The following is a 17,576-nucleotide window of genomic DNA, read 5'->3' as shown; positions in this document are numbered from 1 at the left end:
CCAACGGCATCCTGCCGCAGCGGGACACCAGGGTGAATCGGGGGGATCTTGGCAGTCGGGCCGAAAGCCTGAGGCTCGCGCCTCAGGCCGTCAGCGCCACTTTCATGCGTTCCAGGCGGGCCTTGACCGAGGTGTCCAGCACCTCGTCACCGACCACCACACGGATACCGCCGATCAGGCCAGGCTCCAGCTCAACGTTGGCTTGCAGCTTGCGACCGAAGCGCTTCTCCAGCGACGCGACCACGTCGGCCAGCTGGGCCGGCTCGATCGGGAACGCGCTGTAGATGTGCGCATCGGACACGCCGGAAGCCGCGTTGGCCAGGTCGTGGAACTGCTGGACCATCGCCGGCAGCGCCGACAGGCGGCCATTGGCGATCACCTCGCGCAGGAAGTTCTGCACGCCGGGCAGCAGCGTCTGCTTGCTGGCCGCCGACATGACCTGGAACACCTGATCGGTGCCCACCTTCGGGTTGTCGGCGAACTGGCGCAGCTGGCTGTCGCCGGCGACGAGCGCCAGCGCGGCCAGTTGCTCGTTCCAGGCCTTCAGGTCCTGCGAGGACGCGACCTGGAACAGCGCTTCGGCGTAGGGACGGGCAATGGTTGCGAGTTCAGCCATGATTACAGCTCCGTCTTGAGACGGTTCAGCAATTCGGCGTGCACGCTGGCATTGACCTCGCGCTGCAGGATTTGCTCGGCGCCCTTGACGGCCAGCGCGGCGACCTGCTCACGCAGGGCCTCGCGGGCACGGACCGACTGCTGCTCGGCTTCAGCCTTGGCAGCGGCGATGATCTTGGCAGCTTCGTCTTCCGCGCGCTTCTTCGCTTCGTCCACGATGGCCGCGCCGCGCTTCTCAGCGTCGGACAGCAGCTTCGTGGTTTCGTTGCGGGTCTGCGCCAGTTGCTCGTCGACCTTCTTGTTGGCGGTGGCCAGTTCGGCCTTCGCCTGGTCGGCGGCAGCCAGGCCAGTGCGGATCTTGTCCGCGCGTTCGTCCAGCGCCTTCACGATCGGCGGCCAGATGAACTTCATCGTCACGAACACGAGGACGATGAACGGGATCCACTGAATGAACAGGCTAGCGTTGATATTCACGGCACGATCCTTTCAGTCGTGAAAGGGGACGTAGCGGATTAACGCAGGACGAACGGATTGGCGAAGGCGAACAGCAGGGCGATGGCGACGCCGATCAGGAAGGCCGCGTCGATCAGGCCAGCCAGAATGAACATCTTGGTTTGCAGTTCGTTCATCAGCTCGGGTTGACGGGCCGAGGACTCCAGGAACTTGCCGCCCATCAGCGCGATGCCGATGGAAGCGCCGATCGCGCCCAGACCAACGATGATGCCGCAAGCCAGAGCGACCAGACCGAGGATGTTTTCCATGTTTTGCTCCTGAGAGAGTTAGATAAAAAGGAAAGGGAAAAGGAACTGTTGAATCGGGATCGAGGCTGTCCGGCCGGATCAGTGCGCGTCGTGCGCCTGGCCCAGGTAGATCAGCGTCAGCATCATGAAGATGAAGGCCTGCAGCGTGATCACAAGGATGTGGAACAGCGTCCAGACCGTGCCGGCGATGACGTGGCCGATGGCCAGGCCGATGCCGGTGCCGGTCAGGGCCCAGCCGCCGCCCATCAGGGCGATCAGCATGAACACGAGTTCGCCGGCGAACATGTTGCCGAACAGCCGCATGCCATGAGACACCGTCTTGGCGATGAACTCGATGACCTGCATGAGGAAGTTGAAGGGCCACAGCGCCCAGTGGTCGCCGAACGGGGCCGCGATCAGCTCATGGGCCCAGCCGCCCAGGCCCTTGATCTTGATGTTGTAGAAGAAGCACAGCAGCAGCACGCCGGTGGACAGGCCCAGGGTCGTGGACAGGTCGGCGGTCGGGACGACGCGTTGATAGGCGTGGTGAGGATCGTGTCCGGTGGTGCCGACATACCAGGCCCACAGCGACGGCAGCGCGTCGACCGGCAGCATGTCCATGGCGTTCATGAAGAAGATCCACACGAACACGGTCAGCGCCAGCGGGCCGACGAGCTTGCGGCTCTTCTCGTTGTGGATCAGCGCCTTGGCCTGGTTGTCGACCATCTCGACCAGGATCTCGACGGCGGCCTGGAAGCGGCCGGGGACGCCGGCATGAGCCTTGCGTGCAGCACGCCAGAGGAAGAAGACAGCCAGCAGGCCGAGGACCGACGTGTACAGCAGCGAGTCGAAGTTGAAGACGCTGAAGTCGACGATGTTCGTCTGCTTGACGTCCTGGAATTGGAAATTCTTCTGCCAGTGCTGCAAGTGGTGGGTGATGTATTCACCCGAGGTCGGCGCGTGTCCTTCTGCTGCCATGGTTGCTTTCCGATGCTATTTTTTGAATCGACCCCGCCGAAGCAGGGCCAGCCAATTTGCCTTCAGGGTCACGACCAGGGTCGACAGCATGGCTGGCCAACTCAGGGACGAGAACCCCACGGCGACCGCCACCAGGATGGCGACCGCCAGAATGATCTTGATCAGCTCCCACACCATGAACGACAGCACCGCGGTGCCGCCGCCCATCGCCGGGCGCCGGGTCATGCCCCACGCCATCAGGGCGTTCGGCACGACCACCGAGACGGCGCCGAACAGCGCCGACCAGGCTTTGTCACCCTGCAGGGACAGCAGTCCCCACAGCGCGACCATCGCGACTCCCGCCGCCGTCTGCCAGGTCAACAACGACCAGGCTGACACCACCGGGAGCCGGGCCCGCAAGTCCTGTGCTTCTTCTCGCGTCAGGGGCTTGAAAGCCGGTTCGCCATCCGCATCTCCATCGATTCGGTCGTCCCAAGGATCCTGGCTGGCGGCGCCTGGCGCGTTCTTCGGAACGCGGGCGGGCGGCTCGGCGGGCGGCGCATCGGATGCGCGCGCTGGATCGGGATTCACGGCTTCAGGGCACGTTCAGCAAAACCACGGGATTATAGGGGTACTGACCTGACAGACCCTTAACAGGCCGTCGCGCCAGCCCATCCGGCGCAACTTGACAGTCCGTGCGAAGCGCGCATAGCGCGGTGCCAAGCCCTGTTCATGGGCTTTCGCGCGAATCGGCCCGCCGCCCGCGCGAGGTGCGCGCGCAACACCTGGCCCCGCGAGCCGTGCCGCAAGTCATGCGGCGTCCGTCCGGGGAGCGCTGGCGGAGCCGCTCAGCCCGGCCAGCGCGCGAACTGCACCGGCAGGCCGGCGACCGGCACCCGCATCTTCAGCACGCGGCCGGCCCAGGGCTGGGCCGCGAGCTCGGCGTCGCTGCGCTTTTCCCGTGCCGTGGTGACGAAGATGGTGCGCAGGTCCGCACCACCGAAGGCCGGCATCGTCGCGCAGCGCACGGGCAGCTCGACGCGCGTGAGCACCTCGCCTGCCGGCGATAGCCGCAGCAGTTGTTGCCCTTCCATCATCGCGACCCAATAGGCGCCTTCGACGTCGACCGCCGCGCCATCCGGCCGGCCGCCATAGGTCTCGAGCGGCTGCTCCGCGCCGCGCGGCTCGAAGCGGGCGAACAGCTCGCGCTCCCCGAGCGCGCCGCTGTCCACGTCGAACCCGAGCCGATAGATCTGATGCGCCTTGGTGTCGGCCCAGTACATCGTGCGGCCATCGGGGCTCCAGCCCAGGCCGTTGGACGTCGTGATGCCGTCCTGCATCTGGACGAAGGTGCCGTCGCGCAGGCAATAAAGCGCCGACTCGGGCTGACGCGCGTCGTCGATGGTGCCGACCCACAGCCGCCCCTTCGCGTCGGCCTTGCCGTCGTTGAAGCGGCGCTTGGCCGGGTCATACGGCGGGTCGAGCAGCTTCACGTACTCGCCGGTCTTCGGATCGAAGCGCCACAGCCCGTTGCGCTGCGGAATCAGCAGGCCGCCCTCGACGAGCGGCACCACGCAGCCCGGCTCGTCATTGAGCGCCCAGCGCGTGGGCGCCTCGCTGGCGTTGCTGAGCCGGAACAACGCCTTGCCGGGGATGTCGACGTAATAGAGGCATTGCTCCAATGGATGCCAGAACGGCGACTCGCCGAGCAGCGCCGGCGTCGTCGAGGCGGGCGTGAGGTGGAAGTCCTCGTCGAAGGACGTGGTGGCGAGCGAAGCGGCGTGCGAGGTCATCCCGCGATGCTATGCCGGTAACCCGGCGAAACCGGCGACCGCCACCAGGAAGCCCCTGCCGCGGTCAGGCCAGGTCGACCTTCAGGTAGTGCGCGCCCGCCACCGGGTTGAAGTAGTACGGGGGAATCTCCTCGAAGCCCAGGCTCTCGTACAGGCCGCGCGCGGCCTCCATGTCGTCGAGCGTATCCAGCAGCATGCTGGAGTAGCCCGCGCCGGTGGCCCGGTCGATGAGCGCCTGCGCCATCGTGCGCCCCAGGCCGAAGCGGCGGAACGCGGGGCGGATGAACAGGCGCTTCATCTCGCATGCGTTGGCGTAGTCCGAATCCGCCAGCGGCCGGAAGCCGCCGCAGCCGGCGACCTGGCCGTCGACCAGCGCCAGCAGCATCACGCCCTGTGGCGCGGCGTACTCGCCGGGCAGCGAGGCCAGTTCGCGCTCGAAGTCCTGGAAGGAGAGGTCCACGTCCAGCGTCTGCGCGTATTCGCGCATGATCGCGCGCGCTTCTTCCCACATCGTGGGTGAATCGGGACAGATCAGTCGTATGTCAGGGGTATCCACAGCGGGCGAGTGTAGCGAGCGGCACGCGCGCTTCAAGCCGCCGCCTCAGGGGCGGCGGTCAGGGTCCGGCCGCGGGACCGTGGCTGGCGAATCCCGGGCGCTCGAGCAGCCGCTGGTACCAGGCCTGGACGGCAGGCAGCACCGCGTGCTCGATGGGTGCCGCGCGCCAGCGGTGCGCCGACAGCCCAAGCACCACGTCCGCGAGCGTGAAGGTCTCGCCGAGCACATACGGGCCGCCCGAGCGTTCGAGCTGCCCGTCGAGCATCGTCATGTGCCGGTTCCAGCTCGCGATGCCGGCTTCGATCTGCGCCGCATCCTGATGCAGTGCGCTCCGGCGCACCAGCGCCATGAACGCATAGCGCCAGCTGTTGTTGAGCTCGCCGCCCTGCCAGTCCATCCACATCTCGACAAGCGCGCGCCGCTGCGCGTCCTCGGGCAGCAGGTCGTCGCGGCGCTCGCGCCGGGCGAGGTAGCGGCAGATGCTGTTGCTCTCCCACATCGAGAACGGCACGCCGGTGTCTTCGATCAACACCGGCATCATCGCGTTGGGGTTGAGCGCCCGGAAGGCCTCGGCCTTCACGTCGACATCCTCACGCACCAGGTCCAGACCCAGCTCGACGCCGGTCCACAGCACCTTGCGCACGTTGATGGACGCGGCGCGTCCGAGCACGCGCAGCGCGCTCATGGCGCCGGTGCGTCGTCGAGATCGCCCGACTGCGTCGGCGCATCGGACAAGGTGCCTTCGATCGCCTCCAGCCGGACCGTGCCCTTGGGCGTCGAGAGCTCGGCGCGCAGGCCGTCGCGGGCTTCGAAGCTCAGCAACTGGACGCCGCTCTCGGGCAGCTTGTCGGTGGGATGGGCGTCGCCCTGCCACTCGATCGGCACTGGCAGGCCTTCCTTGCGCAGCCGGCGGCCGTCCTCGCGCAGCGCGATGCGCCAGCGCAGGTCGCCGCGCCCGGCCTCGACGGCCTCGCCCGCATCGATGCCCTCGCCGGACCAGGTGGCCAGCGTCGCATCCAGGCTGGACACGCGCGCCACCCAGTGCAGCAGCGCCGTGCCCTCCTGCGCCAGGCGCTCGCGCACGGCGGGCTGGTCCAGGTCGAACCAGCGGGGGCGGCCGGGATCCGGCGCCTCGGGGTCGATGGCGATGATTTCCAGATAGCAGCGGGGATACGTCGGCGGCGCGCTGATGTTGAGCAGCAGGTTGTGCGTGCCCATCAGCGCATGGCGCCCGCCGGGTTGCGGCGCGACACCGAGGACACGTTCACACCAGGCGCGCCCCTCCTCCAGGGTGTTCGCGGCGACAACGAGATGATCGACTTCCATGCTCATGGCTTCACAACCTCACCTGACCGTGGATCAACGGCGTCACATCGCCGCCAATCCAGCAATGCGCGCCTTCGCGTGCCACATGGATCCGGCCGGCGCGCCCGAGGGCGGCGCCCTGGGCGGCCACATAGCGGTCGGGCGCCAGACCGGCGCCCTGCAGCCATAGTGCCAGACCCGCGTTCAGGCTGCCCGTGACCGGGTCTTCCGGAACGCCCAGTCCCGGCACGAAGGCCCGGACCTCGAATTGCTGTGGCGAACCCGCAGGATAAGCGCCCACGACGCCCAGCTTCAGGCCGGCCATCGCGACGAAGTCCGGCTGCAGCGCGAGCACCGCCTCCGCGGAGGCCAGCCGCGCGGCCATCCACTGCGGACCGTTGTCGACCCACACCAGGTCCAGCAGCGCCGCTTCGTCCAGGCGCAGCGCCTTCAGCGCCTGCGCGCGCAACCCGGGCTCGACCGGCCCCTCGCGCTTGAGCGGCGGCGCCGCGAACGCGAGCCGGCCGCCGTCGCGGCGGATTCGCACCAGACCGATCGCGCACTCCTGGACGACTTCGCCAGGCCGCTTGGGATCGCCGCCGCTGGACAGCCAGGCGTGGGCCGAGCCCAGCGTCGGATGACCGGCGAACGGCAGTTCACCGCCCGGCGTGAAGATGCGCACGCGATAGTCGGCCGCCGGATCGGTAGGCGGCAGCAGGAAGGTCGTCTCGGACAGGTTGGTCCAGCGCGCGAAGGCGGCCATCGCCGCCTCGTCCAGGCCCGCACCATCGACCACGACGGCCAGCGGATTGCCCTTCAGGGCCTCGGCGGTGAAGACATCGACCTGGACGAATCGGCGGAGTTCGGACATGCGGAGCCTCATTGGCAGCAGGGCGAAGTCGACCGCGCCCGGCTGACGGGGCGGTGACGGTGCCAGGAACAGGGGACACGCCGGGCGCTGCGGCCCGGCGCGGGAATCAGCGCTCGATTCAGCGGGGAATCAGGGCGCGGTTTCGGCAGTGGTCAGCGCGAGCGCCTCGTGCAGCACGCGGCCGAGCTTGTCGACGCCCTCGGCGATCAGGTCCGGCGTCAGCGTCACGAAGGACAGGCGCAGCGTGCGCGGATCCGGCTGGTGCGCGTAGAACGCGGCGCCCGGCACGTAGGCGATGCCGGCGTCGACGGCGCGCGGCAGCAGCGCCATCGCGTCCAGGCCCTCGGGCAGACGGATCCAGAAGAACATGCCGCCTTCGGGCACCTGCCACTCGCAGCCCGGGGGGAGGCACTCGGCCAGCGCCTTGGCCATCGCGTCGCGATTGGCCTTGTAGCGGGCGCGGATCTTGGGCACGTGCTCGTCCAGGAAGCCGCCCTTGATGACCTCGTGCACCACGCGCTGGTTGAAACCGGGCGTGTGCAGGTCGGCGGCCTGCTTGGCCTGCAGCAGCTTGGGATAGATCTCGCTGGGCGCCACGATGTAGCCCAGGCGGAAGCCCGGCGTCAGCACCTTGGAGAACGAGCCCAGGTAGATGCTGCCCTCGGGCCACAGCGAGCTCAGCGACGGCGGCGACGGCTGGTCGAACCACAGATCGCCATAGGGGTTGTCCTCGACGATCGGCACGCCAGCCTTGCGCGCGGCGGCTACGACGGCCTGACGGCGGCCGGCGCTCATCACGCGGCCGGTGGGGTTCTGATAGTTCGGGAGCAGATACGCGAAGCGCGTGCCCGGCGCGTCATGCGGCAGCGCCTCGATCGCGGCGGGCAGCGGGCCCTCGTCGTCGCTGGCCAGGCTGGCGAAGATCGGCTCATAGGGCGTGAAGGCCTGCAGCGCGCCCAGGTAGGTCGGGGTCTCGACGGCCACCGGCGCGCCGGCGTCGCACAGCAGCTTGCCCACCAGATCCAGCCCCTGCTGCGAACCGCTGGTGATCAGCACCTGGTCCGGCGAAGCCTGGATCCCCAGCGTCGCGACCTTGGCCGCCACCCACTCGCGCAGCGGCGCGAAGCCTTCGCTGGCGGCGTACTGCAGCGCCTCCTTGGCGTTGTGGGTCAGCACGCGGTCGCACGCGGTCTTGATGGCCTCGACCGGAAACGTGTCGGCGCTGGGCAGGCCGCCGGCCATCGACAGGATGCCGGGCTTCTCGGTGACCTTCAGGATCTCTCGGATGATGGACGGGTTCATGCGCGCGGCACGGCGGGCTTGCGTCCAGGGACTGCGATTCATGGGGGTGTCTCCGGTTGAGCGGCCCAGTCTAGTGCGTCGACCAGCACAGAACCAATACACTGAGCCATACCACCGCATCATCTGTATCGGCATGGACACCAGCACAGTGAACGCCGGCGCGGCCGGTTCGACGGCCACGATGGTCGCGCCCGGCGCCCTGTCGCGCAATGCGAGCCAGCCGCTGGCCCAGCAGCTGGCGCAGCGATTCGCGGCGCGGATCCAGCAGCGGCTGCTGCTCCCGGGCGCGCGGCTGCCTTCAGTGCGGGACTGCGCGCGGCATCACGGCGTGAGCCCCTACACCGTCGTGGCGGCCTACGACCAGCTGCTCGCCCAAGGCTTGCTGGAGGCGCGCAAGAAGCGGGGGTTCTACGTTCGCGAAACCCGCCCGCTGCCGCCGCGGGCGCCGGTGGCCGCGCCCGCCGCCGGATCGCTCCGATCGCCGCTGCCGCCGCCCGTCGACGCGAGCGCGCTCATTCGAGGCATGTTCCAGGCCGATGCCCGGCGTTCGCCGGGCCTGGGCACCCTGCCGGCGGAATGGCTGGACCTGGGCCTGCTGCAATCGACGCTGCGCCGGCTGGCCGCGCAGGCGGACGACGCGCTGCTGTCGGGCTATGGCGAGCCGCTCGGCGACGAGCGGCTGCGCCGCGCGCTGTCGCAGCGCCTGCTGGACATCGCGATTCAGGCCGCGCCCGACCAGATCATGAGCACCGTCGGCGCGACGCACGGACTGGACCTGATCACGCGCGCCTTCCTCGAGCCGGGCGACGCGGTGCTGGTCGACGACCCGGGCTGGGCGATCGAGTACGCGCGCCTGTCGCAGGCCGGCATGCGGTTGCTGCCGGTGCCGCGCGGCGCGCACGGACCGGACATGGCGGTGATGCGGCGCCTCATCGACGAACACCGGCCGCGCATGTACGTGACGGTGTCGGTGCTGCACAACCCGACCGGCGCGACGCTGGACCTGGCGCACGCGCACCAGGTGCTGCAGCTGGCGCACGAGCACGACCTGTTGATCGTCGAGGACGACACCTACGCGCTGTTCGCGCCGAACCACGCGCCGCGCCTGGCGGCGCTCGACCAATTGCGGCGCACGATCTATGTCTCGGGCTTTTCGAAGATGCTGTCGCCCGCCTGGCGGGTCGGATTCGTCGCGGCGAGCCCGGACCGCATGGCGCGGCTCACCGAGCTCAAGCTGCTGGCCTCGCTGACCACCAGTCCGCTGATGGACCGCGCGGTGGCGCTGTGCCTGGAGCAGGGCCTGCTGCGCAAGCATGCGGAGCGCATCTCCGCGCGGCTGGTGGCGGCGCGGCAGCGCTGCGTGCGTCTGGCCGAGGACGCGGGATGCCGCTTCGCGGCGGCCCCAGCGGGGCTGTTCGGCTGGGTCGACGTGGGCGCCGATACCGAGCGGCTCGCGCCCGCGATGATGGATCAGGGCTGGCTGATCGCGCCCGGCATCCTGTTCAGTCCGACGCGCACGCCGGGCACGCTGATGCGGATCAACTTCGCGACCTCGCAGGACCCGAAGTTCTGGCACGCGCTGGCCCGCGCCCGCGAGGCGCTCAAGCGCTGACCCGCCCGGCCCGCGCCGTCAGCGGCGCTCGGGCGGCGGCTCGTTGTCGCCGCGGATCGGCGCATAGGGCCCGATGAGCCGGTAGCTCTGGCGCAGACGGCAAACGGCCTCGACCGGCGTCCCCTTCCAGGTGGCCGGGCGCACCCGCCAGTCCTGCATGGCCAGGTGGTTGTGGTTGATGAACGAGCGGGCCGGCCCTTCGGCGACCGTCAGCGGCGTCACCCGCCCCTGCGCGTCGACGCGGAATACGACCTCGACATCGCCGCTGTACGCGTTCATGTGCTGCGTCGCCGGATACAGGGTCTTGCTGCCGAACTCGAGATACGGGGGCACGTCGTAGGTGCCCTCGCAGCCGCCGAAGGGACCCGGCGTCAGGACGTTCTGGTCGTCGTACGGCCGGCCGAAGGGGTTGAGCGGCTGCGACGCGCAGGCCGCGAGCAGCACGGACAGGAGCGCCGCGGCGGCGCGCGCCGGGGTTGCGGAGCGGTCGATCATCTGGAGGCCTCCCTGGCCGTGTCTGCGCCGGAGGGCTGCCGCGCCCGGCTCGGTGTGTCGTTGTCGGGCTGGATGCTAGCGGCCGCGCCTAAGATCCGCGCTCATGACGATCCCTAGCTTCTCCTCCCCCGCGGACCTGGGTGCCGCGCTCGCCCGGGCCTGGTCCGGCGACACGCTGCTGGACGACGCCGCCTGGTCGCTTCCCGATGAACCGGCCGCGTACGCGGCGCAGGCCGAGCTCGCAAAACAGCTCGACTGGCTGGCGCCGGGGCGCGCGCAGTTCTGGAAGTGCGGCGGCTCGTCGCGCGATGGCGCGCTGGGGCATTCCCCGCTGCCGCCGCTGCTGGCGCGCGAAGTCCGCGGCCTGCGCAATGGCGGCGACTTCGGTGATCTGCCCCTGATCGGCGCGGAGGCCGAGATCGCGCTGCGCCTCGGGCAGGACGTGACGCCCGAGATGGCCGCCGCGCTGGTGCCCGGCCAAGCGGAACACCTCATCGATGCGATGTGCGTTGCCGTTGAATGGCTGGGCTCGCGCTGGCAGCGTGGGCTTGGCGCTGACAGCCTGCTGCGTCTGGCCGATGCGCAGACGCATGGCGCGCTGGCGCTGGGTCCCTGGCAGGCGTGGAAGCCCGGTCACGACTGGGCGAATCAGCCCTGCGAGCTGATCGTTGGCGACCAGGCGCCGATGGCGGGCACCGGCGGTCATGGCCTGAACGATCCCGCCTGGGTCGTGGCCGGATGGCTTCAGGAGGCGACCCGCAAGGGCCAGACGGTGCCGGCCGGCAGCGTGGTCACGACGGGTTCCTGGCGAGTCGCCACGAAGCTGCCGAAGGGCGTGACGGTGACGGCGCGCTACGCCGGTCTCGGCGACCTCACGGTCAAGGCCTGACGCGGTCCCCGGTCGCAGATCCGCCGCACGCGGTGATATGTCGGGGCGTGGACAGGGCTTGGGGGTCCTGGAGGGAGCCCCCATGCCGTGGCCGCGCCGTGCTCGGTGACGGCAGTCCAGGAGCCTCCCTCACTTCGCCTCCAACTGCTCCCACCGCTCCATCAGCATGAGCAACTCATCATCGATCTCCGCCGCCCGGTTGGTGACTTCGGTGATTTTCGCGGCCCCTTGCTGGTAGAGCTCGGTGCTGTTGAGCAGTGCCTGCAGGTGTTTCTGCTCTGTCTCCAGCGCGCCGATCTTCGCGGGGATTTCGTCGAGTTCGCGCTGTTCCTTGTAGCTGAGCTTGCGTTTGTTGGCGACCACGGGGGCGGGCGCCGGAGCGGGGGCGGGTGCCGCGGCGGCCGGTGCCTGGCGCGCCTTGATGTCGGCTGCGCGCTGTGACTGCTGCAGCCAGTCCTCGACGTCGCCTTCGTACTCGCGCCATTTGCCTGCGCCTTCGCTGACGATGGTCGAGGTCACGACGTTGTCGAGGAAGCGGCGGTCGTGGCTGACGAGGAAGACGGTGCCGTCGTAGTCGGCCAGCAGTTCCTCGAGCAGTTCGAGCGTTTCGATGTCGAGGTCGTTGGTGGGTTCGTCGAGCACCAGCACGTTGGCTGGCCGCGCGAACAGGCGGGCGAGCAGCAGCCGGTTGCGTTCGCCGCCGGAGAGGCTGGAGACCGGCGAGTCCGCGCGCGCCGGCGAGAACAGGAAGTCGCCCAGATAGCTCTTGACGTGCTTGCGCTGGTTGCCGATCTCGATCCATTCGCTGCCGGGGCTGATGGTGTCGGCCAGCGTGGCGTTGAGGTTGAGCGCGTCGCGCATCTGGTCGAAGTAGGCGACGGTCATCTTGGTCCCCAGGCGCACCGTGCCGCTGTCGGGTGGCAGCTCGCCGAGGATCATCTTGAGCAGGGTGGTCTTGCCGGCGCCGTTCGGGCCGATCAGGCCGACCTTGTCGCCGCGCAGGATGGTGCCGGTGAAGTGGTCGACGATGACGCGGTCGCCGAAGCGCTTGGAGACGTTTTCGAGCTCGGCGACGATCTTGCCGCTCGATTCGCCGGTGGCGACGTCGAGCCGCACCTTGCCCTGCACGTCGCGGCGGGCGGCGCGTTCGTTGCGCATCTCGTGCAGGCGCTGCACGCGGGCCACGCTGCGGGTGCGGCGCGCCTCGACCCCCTTGCGGATCCAGACTTCCTCCTGGGCGAGCAGCTTGTCGAAACGGGCGTTCGCGAGCGCCTCGTTCTCCAGCTCATAGGCCTTGGCGGCCTGGAAGGCGGCGAAATTGCCGGGATAGCCGCGGAGCTGGCCGCGGTCGAGTTCGACGATGCGGTTGGCGACGTTGTCCAGGAACGCGCGGTCGTGGGTGATCAGCAGCAGTGATCCCTTGAAGCCGTTGAGCAGTTCCTCGAGCCAGCGGATCGCGTCCAGGTCCAGGTGGTTGGTGGGCTCGTCCAGCAGCAGCACGTCGGGCTGGGCCACCAGCGCGCGGGCGAGCGCGACGCGCTTCTTCAGCCCGCCGGAGAGCTCGCCGACCGGGCGGGCGCCGTCCAGGCCCAGGCGGTGCAGCGTCTCGTCGACCCGCTGCTCCCAGTTCCACGCGCCGATCTGCTCGATGCGCTCCTGCACCCAGGCCAGGTCGTCGTTCTCGTCATGGGCCTCGTAGCGGGCGCGCAGTGCCTTGGCTTCAGCCACGCCCTCGCTGACGACGTCGAAGATCGTGGCCTCGGGGCGGAGTTCGGGCTCCTGGGGAACGTAGACGCTGGTCAGGCCCTTTTCGAGCTGCAGCAGACCGTCGTCGAGCTTCTCGAGGCCCGCGAGGACCTTCAGCATCGAGGACTTGCCCGTGCCGTTGCGGCCGATCAGGCCGACACGGTCGCCGGTTTCCAGGGAGAAGTTGGCACCGTCGAGCAGCGGCACGTGGCCGAAGGCAAGGTGGGCGTTGGTGAGGGAGAGGACAGCCATCGGGGGATTGTCCTCGATGGGGGCGAGGGCAGACCCGGAGCGAGGGGTCAGACCCAGACGCGGTAGGCCCAGAACGCTTCGTCGGCCGCGACGCGGCGGCGCAGTTCCTCGGGGCTGAAACCGCTGAGCCGGCGCGTCTCGCGGCACAGGTGCGCCTGGTCCGCATAGCCGTGCTCCTGCGCCAGCGCGCTCCAGATCACCGCGCCCTCGTCCTCGTCCAGCCGGCGCACGTCCTGGAACGCGGCCTCGGCGCGGCTGACCAGCCGCAGCGCGCGCAGGCTCTGGCCGCTCCATTGCTTGATGCGGCGCTCCGCTTGCCGGACGCTTCGGCCATGTCCGGCAGCGATCGCGCGCAGCGCCAGACGCTGCATCCAGCCGGCGTAGCCGTGCGGCACGTGATCATCGGCCAGCACGCGTTCGCGCACGGCGCGCCAGCGCGGCAGCAGGAAGACTTCGAGCGTGCGGCGGGCTTCGTGTTCATCGCGTGCGGCCTGCATCGCGGCGTCCAGCGCATGCCAATCCGGATCACCGATCTCCGACAGCGGCACCAGGCGATCCTTGAGCGCGCCGATGTCCAGCCCCGTCATCGCCTGCAGCGCCTCGGGCCGGATCGCCGCCATGAAAGCGCGGCCGTCGGGCGTCGACTGGAAGCGGTGCGGTCCGCCGCGCGGCCCGCCCAGCACGCCGGCCGGCAGCCAGTCGCCGGGTTCGCCCGACGGGCCCAGGCGCCGCACGCGGCCGCTCAGCGACCAGCTCAGCCCGCACAGCGGCGTCGCCGGGAACCAGCTCTGGCACTGGGCCTGGCTCAGTTCGAATCCTTGAGCGGCCGCCGCCGACAGGTCGCGCCAGAGGTAGGCGTACAGGCAGCCCTCCAACGCGCGCGGCGGAATGAGCAGCCGGGCGATGGTGGCGGGATGCAGGGAGGCTTCCATGGCGCCGCAGTCTAGGGGCCTTCGGCGCGGCGCCTTGCCTGCGGGAGAGAAGCCCCGCCGATGTCGCTTCCATTCAAGACGGCGCTGCCCGCCGCGAGCAGGATGCCCGCCATGAGCCACGTCCTCGCGATTCCCGACACCGTGCCCGGCCCGCGCCCCCGCTGGGCCGGACTGCCCGAGATCCTCTCGATGCGCCGCGACTATCTCGGCCACATGAAGCGGCTGCAGCAGCGCTATGGCGACGTCGTCCATCAGCGCCTGCTGGGCCTGGACGACTACAACTTCTTCCATCCCGCGCAGGTGCGCGAGCTGCTGATCGCCAGCCATGACGGGATGATCCGCTGGGAGCGCGCGACGCAGGTCTTCGCCGACGCGCATGGCCAGAGCGTGCTGGTCGCCGAGGGGCCGGCCTGGCAGCGCCAGCGCAAGCTGCTGCAGCCGGGTTTCTCGCCGCAGCGGGTGCAGGGTTTCGTGCCGCTGATGGTGGCGGCCTCGCGTCAGGCGCTCGATCGCGCGGCGCCTGCGGCGGGCGATCCCGCGGACATCGACTTCGAGCAGTTGATGACGCTGCTGACGATGGACGTGATCTTGCGCACGCTGTTCTCGGCCGACGGCGCCACGCCGTCTGCCGCGTCGGAAGAGGCGGCCTGGGCGGTTCACGAACTGGGACGGGTCGCGATGGGCGAGATGTACGTGCCCGTCAGCGCGCCCTTGTGGGCGCCGTGGAAGCGCGGCAAGCGCCTCGCGCTGAGAAGCCTGGACGCACTGATCCGCGGCCACATCGCGCGGCGCCGCGCGGTCCGGGCCGCGATGCGCGGGGCGGACGCTCCGCCCGAGGACCTCCTCGCGCTGCTGATGTCGCTGCGCGACGAGGACGGACGGGAACTCGGCGACACGGCGCTCCGGGACGAGTGCATGACGGCCTTCCTGGCCGGCCACGAGACCAGCGCCGCGGCGCTCACCTGGCTCGGCTGGTGCCTGGCCGCGCATCCGGACGCGCAGCGGCAGGCGATCGAGGAGGTCGACGGCGTGCTGAGCGGCCGCGTGCCCGAGGCCGCCGACCTCACCCGCCTGCCCTGGCTGAGCCTGTGCATCAAGGAGTCGCTGCGGCTGCATCCCCCGGCGCCGGCGCTGTTCTCCCGGCAGGCGGCGACGGAGCTGCGCATCGGCGGCCTGACGCTGAGGCCGGGCGCCATGCTGCGCATCACGCCCGGCGTGATGCAGAGAGACCCGCGCTGGTTCGAGGAGCCCGACGCCTTCCGCCCGGAACGCTTCGATCCGGCCTGCGGCCATCCGGAGATCCCGCGCGGCGCGTGGATGCCATTCGGCGCGGGACCGCGCGTCTGTCTGGGCAGTCACTTCGCGCTGACCGAGATCACGCTGGTCGCGGCGATGCTGCTGCAGCGCTTCCGGCTGGCGCCCGTGCCCGGCGCGGCGCCGCCCGAGCCGGTGCTCAACATCACCTTGCGGCCGAAGCAGCCGCTCCAGCTGCGGCTGCTGCCGCGCTGAATTTTTCATTCATGGACAGGACCCGCGGCGCCCCCTTAGGGTGGCGGGCATGTCCTCGTCACGCGTCCGGTCCCCGCACCATCGCGAGGGTCTCCGTCAATCGCACGAAGCTCCCGTCCGACAGCTGCAGGCGCACCCAGCGCATGCGGCTGGGCAGGATGGGCATGTCCTGCTCGACGGCGGCCCCGGTGTCGAACTCGACCGCCGCGGGTGCCGGCTCGAACCAGCCCAGCGCGTCGAGCCGCCCTTCCTGCGCCACGATCTCGGGCGTCGCGTAGCACCACAGCGCGCGGCCGATCAACTCGGCCCGCGGCAGGCGGCAATCGCGCTCGCGGGCGCTGGACATCGCCAGCAGGCGGTGGCTCAGATCGCAGATCAGGTGGATCGCCACCGGCGCGCGCTCGACCAGCCGGCCGAGCTCGAAGTCCGCCGCGCTGTCCAGCCGCGCGGCCATCAGCCGGCGCAGCGTCTGCTGTTCGTCGAAGGACGGCGCCGCCAGGCCCGCTTCCCAGCGCGACACCGTCGTCTGCGACACGCCGAGCTCGGCCGCGACCGCGCCCTGCTTCAGGCGGCGCAGCGAGCGCCACAGCCGCAGGCTGCGGCCGAGCTGGCGGGCATCGCGCAAGAGCAGCGGCGAATCGTTCATGGCGCGGTCAGGCAATCGATCAACAACACAGGCATCGGCATGAAGGGACCGAAGTGAGGATTCTGCTGTACTACCTTTGCGGCGTGTTCGCCGCGGCCCAATTGGGCAAGCTGGCCGCGTTGTCGCCGCCGATCGCGCGCGAGCTCCATCTGGGCCTGGCCGCCATGGCCGCGCTCACCTCGTTGCTGGAGGTCTGTGGCGCGGCGCTGGGCGGCATGGCCGGGCACCGGCTGCCGCGCTTGGGGCTGAGGCGCTCGCTGTCTGCGGCGGTGCTGGCGCTCGCGGCCGGCGCGGCGGGCGCGGCCTTCGCACAGGACGTGGCGATGCTGGCGCTGGCTCGCTTTGTGGAGAGCCTGGGCTATCTCGCGATCGTCGTCGCGGCGCCGGTGCTGATCGCCCGCGCGGCCGAGGGCCGGCGTCAGGCCGCCGCGATGGCCTTGTGGAGCACCTTCGTGCCGGTGGGCATGGCGCTCGGCGCCTGGGCTTATGCGAACGCGGCGAGCTGGGCCGGCTGGCGGCAGGCGCAGGCGCTCAGCGTCGCGGGAGGCGTGCTGCTGTGGCTGGCGCTGCGCGCGGCGCCCGCGGACGTCGCCACGGCGGACGCGCATGGGCACGCGCCGCCCGGCCCGACCGGCGCGCGCCTGTGGGCGCTGGTCGCGGCGTTCGGGGCCTACGCGATCGCGGAGGTCGGCCTGCTCGCGCTGCTGCCCAGCCTGCTCACGCAAGGCGGCATGCCGCTTGGCGCCGCCGGCAGCTGGACCGCCGCCGCCGCGCTCGCCAATGTGCCGGCCAGCGCGATCGGCGCCTGGCTGCTGCGTCGGCATGGCGCGCCATCGCGCGCGATCGCAGGCGGGATGGCCCTTTCGCTCGGCCTGTCGGGGGCGCTCTTCATGGCGACGCTGCGCGACGGCGGCGCCGCGCCCATGCAGGCGGCCCTCGCGGTCGCGATCAACGCCGCATCCGGGGTCTTCCCGAGTCTGGTCTTCGCGCTGCTGCCGCTGGCCGCGGGCACGCCCGGAAGGCTCGCGCTGGCGAGCGGCCGCTTGACGCAGTTCGGCGCCTCGGGCGCGCTGCTCGGTCCGCCGCTGATGGGCGCGGTCGTCGAGCGCTGGGGCTGGAGCGCCGCGGGCGGTCTCGCGCTGGCGCTGTCGGCGCTGGCGATTCCACTGGCGCTGTTCGCGTGGCGCGGACTGGGCCAGGCGTCCCGCGCCAAGGCCCCGGAACCGCCCTCCTCGTTCCGGTCACCCAGTCGCCTTCGATCGGGCACTTCGAGCCGCTTTCATGCTGATTGAGGTGAAAGACGTCGACGGACAGCCTCCGAAGAATCAGCACCTTTCCTCATGAAGTTGCAGGAGT

Annotated in this window: 19 protein-coding genes; 4 read left to right on the top strand and 15 right to left on the bottom strand. The window is 70.2% G+C overall.

All coding sequences use genetic code 11. From position 1 onward, the window contains the following. Positions 1–82 precede the first annotated feature (82 nt). The 11 genes from ABDW61_RS02260 to ABDW61_RS02210 all read right to left on the bottom strand — a co-directional run bounded on the left by ABDW61_RS02260 (position 83) and on the right by ABDW61_RS02210 (position 8,181). The gene (locus tag ABDW61_RS02260; RefSeq protein WP_343635779.1) at positions 83–616 is read right to left on the bottom strand and encodes a F0F1 ATP synthase subunit delta; all 534 of its coding nucleotides are present in this window, start codon (positions 614–616) and stop codon (positions 83–85) included. Between the two features lie 2 nt (positions 617–618). Then, complete coding sequence (locus ABDW61_RS02255) at positions 619–1,089, bottom strand: F0F1 ATP synthase subunit B (protein WP_343635777.1); 471 nt, start codon at positions 1,087–1,089, stop codon at positions 619–621. 38 nt (positions 1,090–1,127) lie between these two features. Beyond that, the gene (gene atpE, locus ABDW61_RS02250) at positions 1,128–1,376 is read right to left on the bottom strand and encodes a F0F1 ATP synthase subunit C (RefSeq protein ID WP_058933479.1); all 249 of its coding nucleotides are present in this window, start codon (positions 1,374–1,376) and stop codon (positions 1,128–1,130) included. Between the two features lie 78 nt (positions 1,377–1,454). After that, on the bottom strand, positions 1,455–2,333 hold the full coding sequence (atpB, locus tag ABDW61_RS02245; protein ID WP_343635775.1) for a F0F1 ATP synthase subunit A: 879 nt from the start codon (positions 2,331–2,333) through the stop codon (positions 1,455–1,457). 15 nt (positions 2,334–2,348) lie between these two features. Next, positions 2,349–2,903 (bottom strand): ATP synthase subunit I, encoded by a 555-nt coding sequence (locus ABDW61_RS02240; protein ID WP_343635773.1) that lies wholly within the window; start codon positions 2,901–2,903, stop codon positions 2,349–2,351. Positions 2,904–3,160: 257 nt separating this feature from the next. Then, positions 3,161–4,105, bottom strand: a complete 945-nt coding sequence (locus tag ABDW61_RS02235) for an SMP-30/gluconolactonase/LRE family protein (protein ID WP_343635771.1) — start codon at positions 4,103–4,105, stop codon at positions 3,161–3,163. Positions 4,106–4,169: 64 nt separating this feature from the next. Beyond that, entirely contained in the window at positions 4,170–4,661 is a 492-nt protein-coding gene (locus tag ABDW61_RS02230; RefSeq protein WP_343635769.1) for a GNAT family N-acetyltransferase, read from the bottom strand. A 58-nt stretch (positions 4,662–4,719) separates the two neighbouring features. Next, positions 4,720–5,346, bottom strand: coding sequence for a glutathione S-transferase C-terminal domain-containing protein (locus ABDW61_RS02225; protein WP_343635767.1), 627 nt, complete (start codon positions 5,344–5,346; stop codon positions 4,720–4,722). Next, on the bottom strand, positions 5,343–5,987 hold the full coding sequence (locus ABDW61_RS02220; RefSeq protein ID WP_343635765.1) for a VOC family protein: 645 nt from the start codon (positions 5,985–5,987) through the stop codon (positions 5,343–5,345). Before ABDW61_RS02220 ends, ABDW61_RS02225 begins: the two co-directional genes overlap by 4 nt. Positions 5,988–5,997: 10 nt before the next feature. Further along, positions 5,998–6,837, bottom strand: coding sequence for a PhzF family phenazine biosynthesis protein (locus ABDW61_RS02215; RefSeq protein WP_343635763.1), 840 nt, complete (start codon positions 6,835–6,837; stop codon positions 5,998–6,000). 129 nt (positions 6,838–6,966) lie between these two features. Continuing rightward, on the bottom strand, positions 6,967–8,181 hold the full coding sequence (locus ABDW61_RS02210) for a PLP-dependent aminotransferase family protein (RefSeq protein WP_343635761.1): 1,215 nt from the start codon (positions 8,179–8,181) through the stop codon (positions 6,967–6,969). Positions 8,182–8,320: 139 nt separating this feature from the next. On the opposite strand from ABDW61_RS02210, the gene ABDW61_RS02205 reads away from it, so the two are divergent. Next, a complete protein-coding gene (locus tag ABDW61_RS02205) occupies positions 8,321–9,751 on the top strand; it encodes a PLP-dependent aminotransferase family protein (RefSeq protein ID WP_343635967.1) in 1,431 nt (476 codons plus the stop codon). A gap of 18 nt (positions 9,752–9,769) precedes the next feature. On the opposite strand, the gene ABDW61_RS02200 is transcribed toward ABDW61_RS02205, so the two are convergent. After that, complete coding sequence (locus ABDW61_RS02200; RefSeq protein ID WP_343635759.1) at positions 9,770–10,246, bottom strand: energy transducer TonB; 477 nt, start codon at positions 10,244–10,246, stop codon at positions 9,770–9,772. Positions 10,247–10,349: 103 nt separating this feature from the next. Here ABDW61_RS02200 and ABDW61_RS02195 point away from each other — a divergent pair, with 103 nt between their 5' ends. Further along, entirely contained in the window at positions 10,350–11,135 is a 786-nt protein-coding gene (locus ABDW61_RS02195; RefSeq protein WP_343635757.1) for a fumarylacetoacetate hydrolase family protein, read from the top strand. A gap of 129 nt (positions 11,136–11,264) precedes the next feature. Here ABDW61_RS02195 and ABDW61_RS02190 read toward each other — a convergent pair whose 3' ends face one another. Beyond that, positions 11,265–13,133: an ATP-binding cassette domain-containing protein gene (locus ABDW61_RS02190; protein WP_343635755.1), complete on the bottom strand. Its 1,869-nt coding sequence runs from the start codon at positions 13,131–13,133 to the stop codon at positions 11,265–11,267. 47 nt (positions 13,134–13,180) lie between these two features. Next, positions 13,181–14,065 (bottom strand): AraC family transcriptional regulator, encoded by an 885-nt coding sequence (locus ABDW61_RS02185; RefSeq protein WP_343635753.1) that lies wholly within the window; start codon positions 14,063–14,065, stop codon positions 13,181–13,183. A 111-nt stretch (positions 14,066–14,176) separates the two neighbouring features. Here ABDW61_RS02185 and ABDW61_RS02180 point away from each other — a divergent pair, with 111 nt between their 5' ends. Then, positions 14,177–15,574, top strand: coding sequence for a cytochrome P450 (locus tag ABDW61_RS02180; RefSeq protein WP_343635751.1), 1,398 nt, complete (start codon positions 14,177–14,179; stop codon positions 15,572–15,574). Between the two features lie 58 nt (positions 15,575–15,632). Here the strand turns inward: ABDW61_RS02180 and ABDW61_RS02175 are convergent, their stop codons facing one another. Further along, positions 15,633–16,220, bottom strand: coding sequence for a helix-turn-helix transcriptional regulator (locus ABDW61_RS02175; RefSeq protein ID WP_343635749.1), 588 nt, complete (start codon positions 16,218–16,220; stop codon positions 15,633–15,635). A gap of 53 nt (positions 16,221–16,273) precedes the next feature. Here ABDW61_RS02175 and ABDW61_RS02170 point away from each other — a divergent pair, with 53 nt between their 5' ends. Continuing rightward, the gene (locus tag ABDW61_RS02170; RefSeq protein WP_343635747.1) at positions 16,274–17,512 is read left to right on the top strand and encodes an MFS transporter; all 1,239 of its coding nucleotides are present in this window, start codon (positions 16,274–16,276) and stop codon (positions 17,510–17,512) included. Positions 17,513–17,576: the final 64 nt, after the last annotated feature.

This window comes from Roseateles sp., assembly GCF_039595595.1.
Taxonomy (GTDB): domain Bacteria; phylum Pseudomonadota; class Gammaproteobacteria; order Burkholderiales; family Burkholderiaceae_C; genus Roseateles.
This window is presented reverse-complemented; position numbering and strand designations above follow the sequence as displayed.

Excerpts from the sequence above, each read along its gene's own strand:
- ABDW61_RS02180 (WP_343635751.1), top strand. The coding sequence starts at position 14,177 with ATGAGCCACGTCCTCGCGATTCCCGACACCGTGCCCGGCCCGCGCCCC.
- ABDW61_RS02175 (WP_343635749.1), bottom strand. The coding sequence starts at position 16,220 with ATGAACGATTCGCCGCTGCTCTTGCGCGATGCCCGCCAGCTCGGCCGC.
- ABDW61_RS02235 (WP_343635771.1), bottom strand. The coding sequence starts at position 4,105 with ATGACCTCGCACGCCGCTTCGCTCGCCACCACGTCCTTCGACGAGGAC.
- ABDW61_RS02190 (WP_343635755.1), bottom strand. The coding sequence starts at position 13,133 with ATGGCTGTCCTCTCCCTCACCAACGCCCACCTTGCCTTCGGCCACGTG.
- ABDW61_RS02210 (WP_343635761.1), bottom strand. The coding sequence starts at position 8,181 with ATGAATCGCAGTCCCTGGACGCAAGCCCGCCGTGCCGCGCGCATGAAC.
- ABDW61_RS02185 (WP_343635753.1), bottom strand. The coding sequence starts at position 14,065 with ATGGAAGCCTCCCTGCATCCCGCCACCATCGCCCGGCTGCTCATTCCG.
- ABDW61_RS02225 (WP_343635767.1), bottom strand. The coding sequence starts at position 5,346 with ATGAGCGCGCTGCGCGTGCTCGGACGCGCCGCGTCCATCAACGTGCGC.
- ABDW61_RS02200 (WP_343635759.1), bottom strand. The coding sequence starts at position 10,246 with ATGATCGACCGCTCCGCAACCCCGGCGCGCGCCGCCGCGGCGCTCCTG.
- ABDW61_RS02215 (WP_343635763.1), bottom strand. The coding sequence starts at position 6,837 with ATGTCCGAACTCCGCCGATTCGTCCAGGTCGATGTCTTCACCGCCGAG.
- ABDW61_RS02220 (WP_343635765.1), bottom strand. The coding sequence starts at position 5,987 with ATGGAAGTCGATCATCTCGTTGTCGCCGCGAACACCCTGGAGGAGGGG.
- atpE (WP_058933479.1), bottom strand. The coding sequence starts at position 1,376 with ATGGAAAACATCCTCGGTCTGGTCGCTCTGGCTTGCGGCATCATCGTT.
- atpB (WP_343635775.1), bottom strand. The coding sequence starts at position 2,333 with ATGGCAGCAGAAGGACACGCGCCGACCTCGGGTGAATACATCACCCAC.
- ABDW61_RS02195 (WP_343635757.1), top strand. The coding sequence starts at position 10,350 with ATGACGATCCCTAGCTTCTCCTCCCCCGCGGACCTGGGTGCCGCGCTC.
- ABDW61_RS02205 (WP_343635967.1), top strand. The coding sequence starts at position 8,321 with ATGGTCGCGCCCGGCGCCCTGTCGCGCAATGCGAGCCAGCCGCTGGCC.
- ABDW61_RS02260 (WP_343635779.1), bottom strand. The coding sequence starts at position 616 with ATGGCTGAACTCGCAACCATTGCCCGTCCCTACGCCGAAGCGCTGTTC.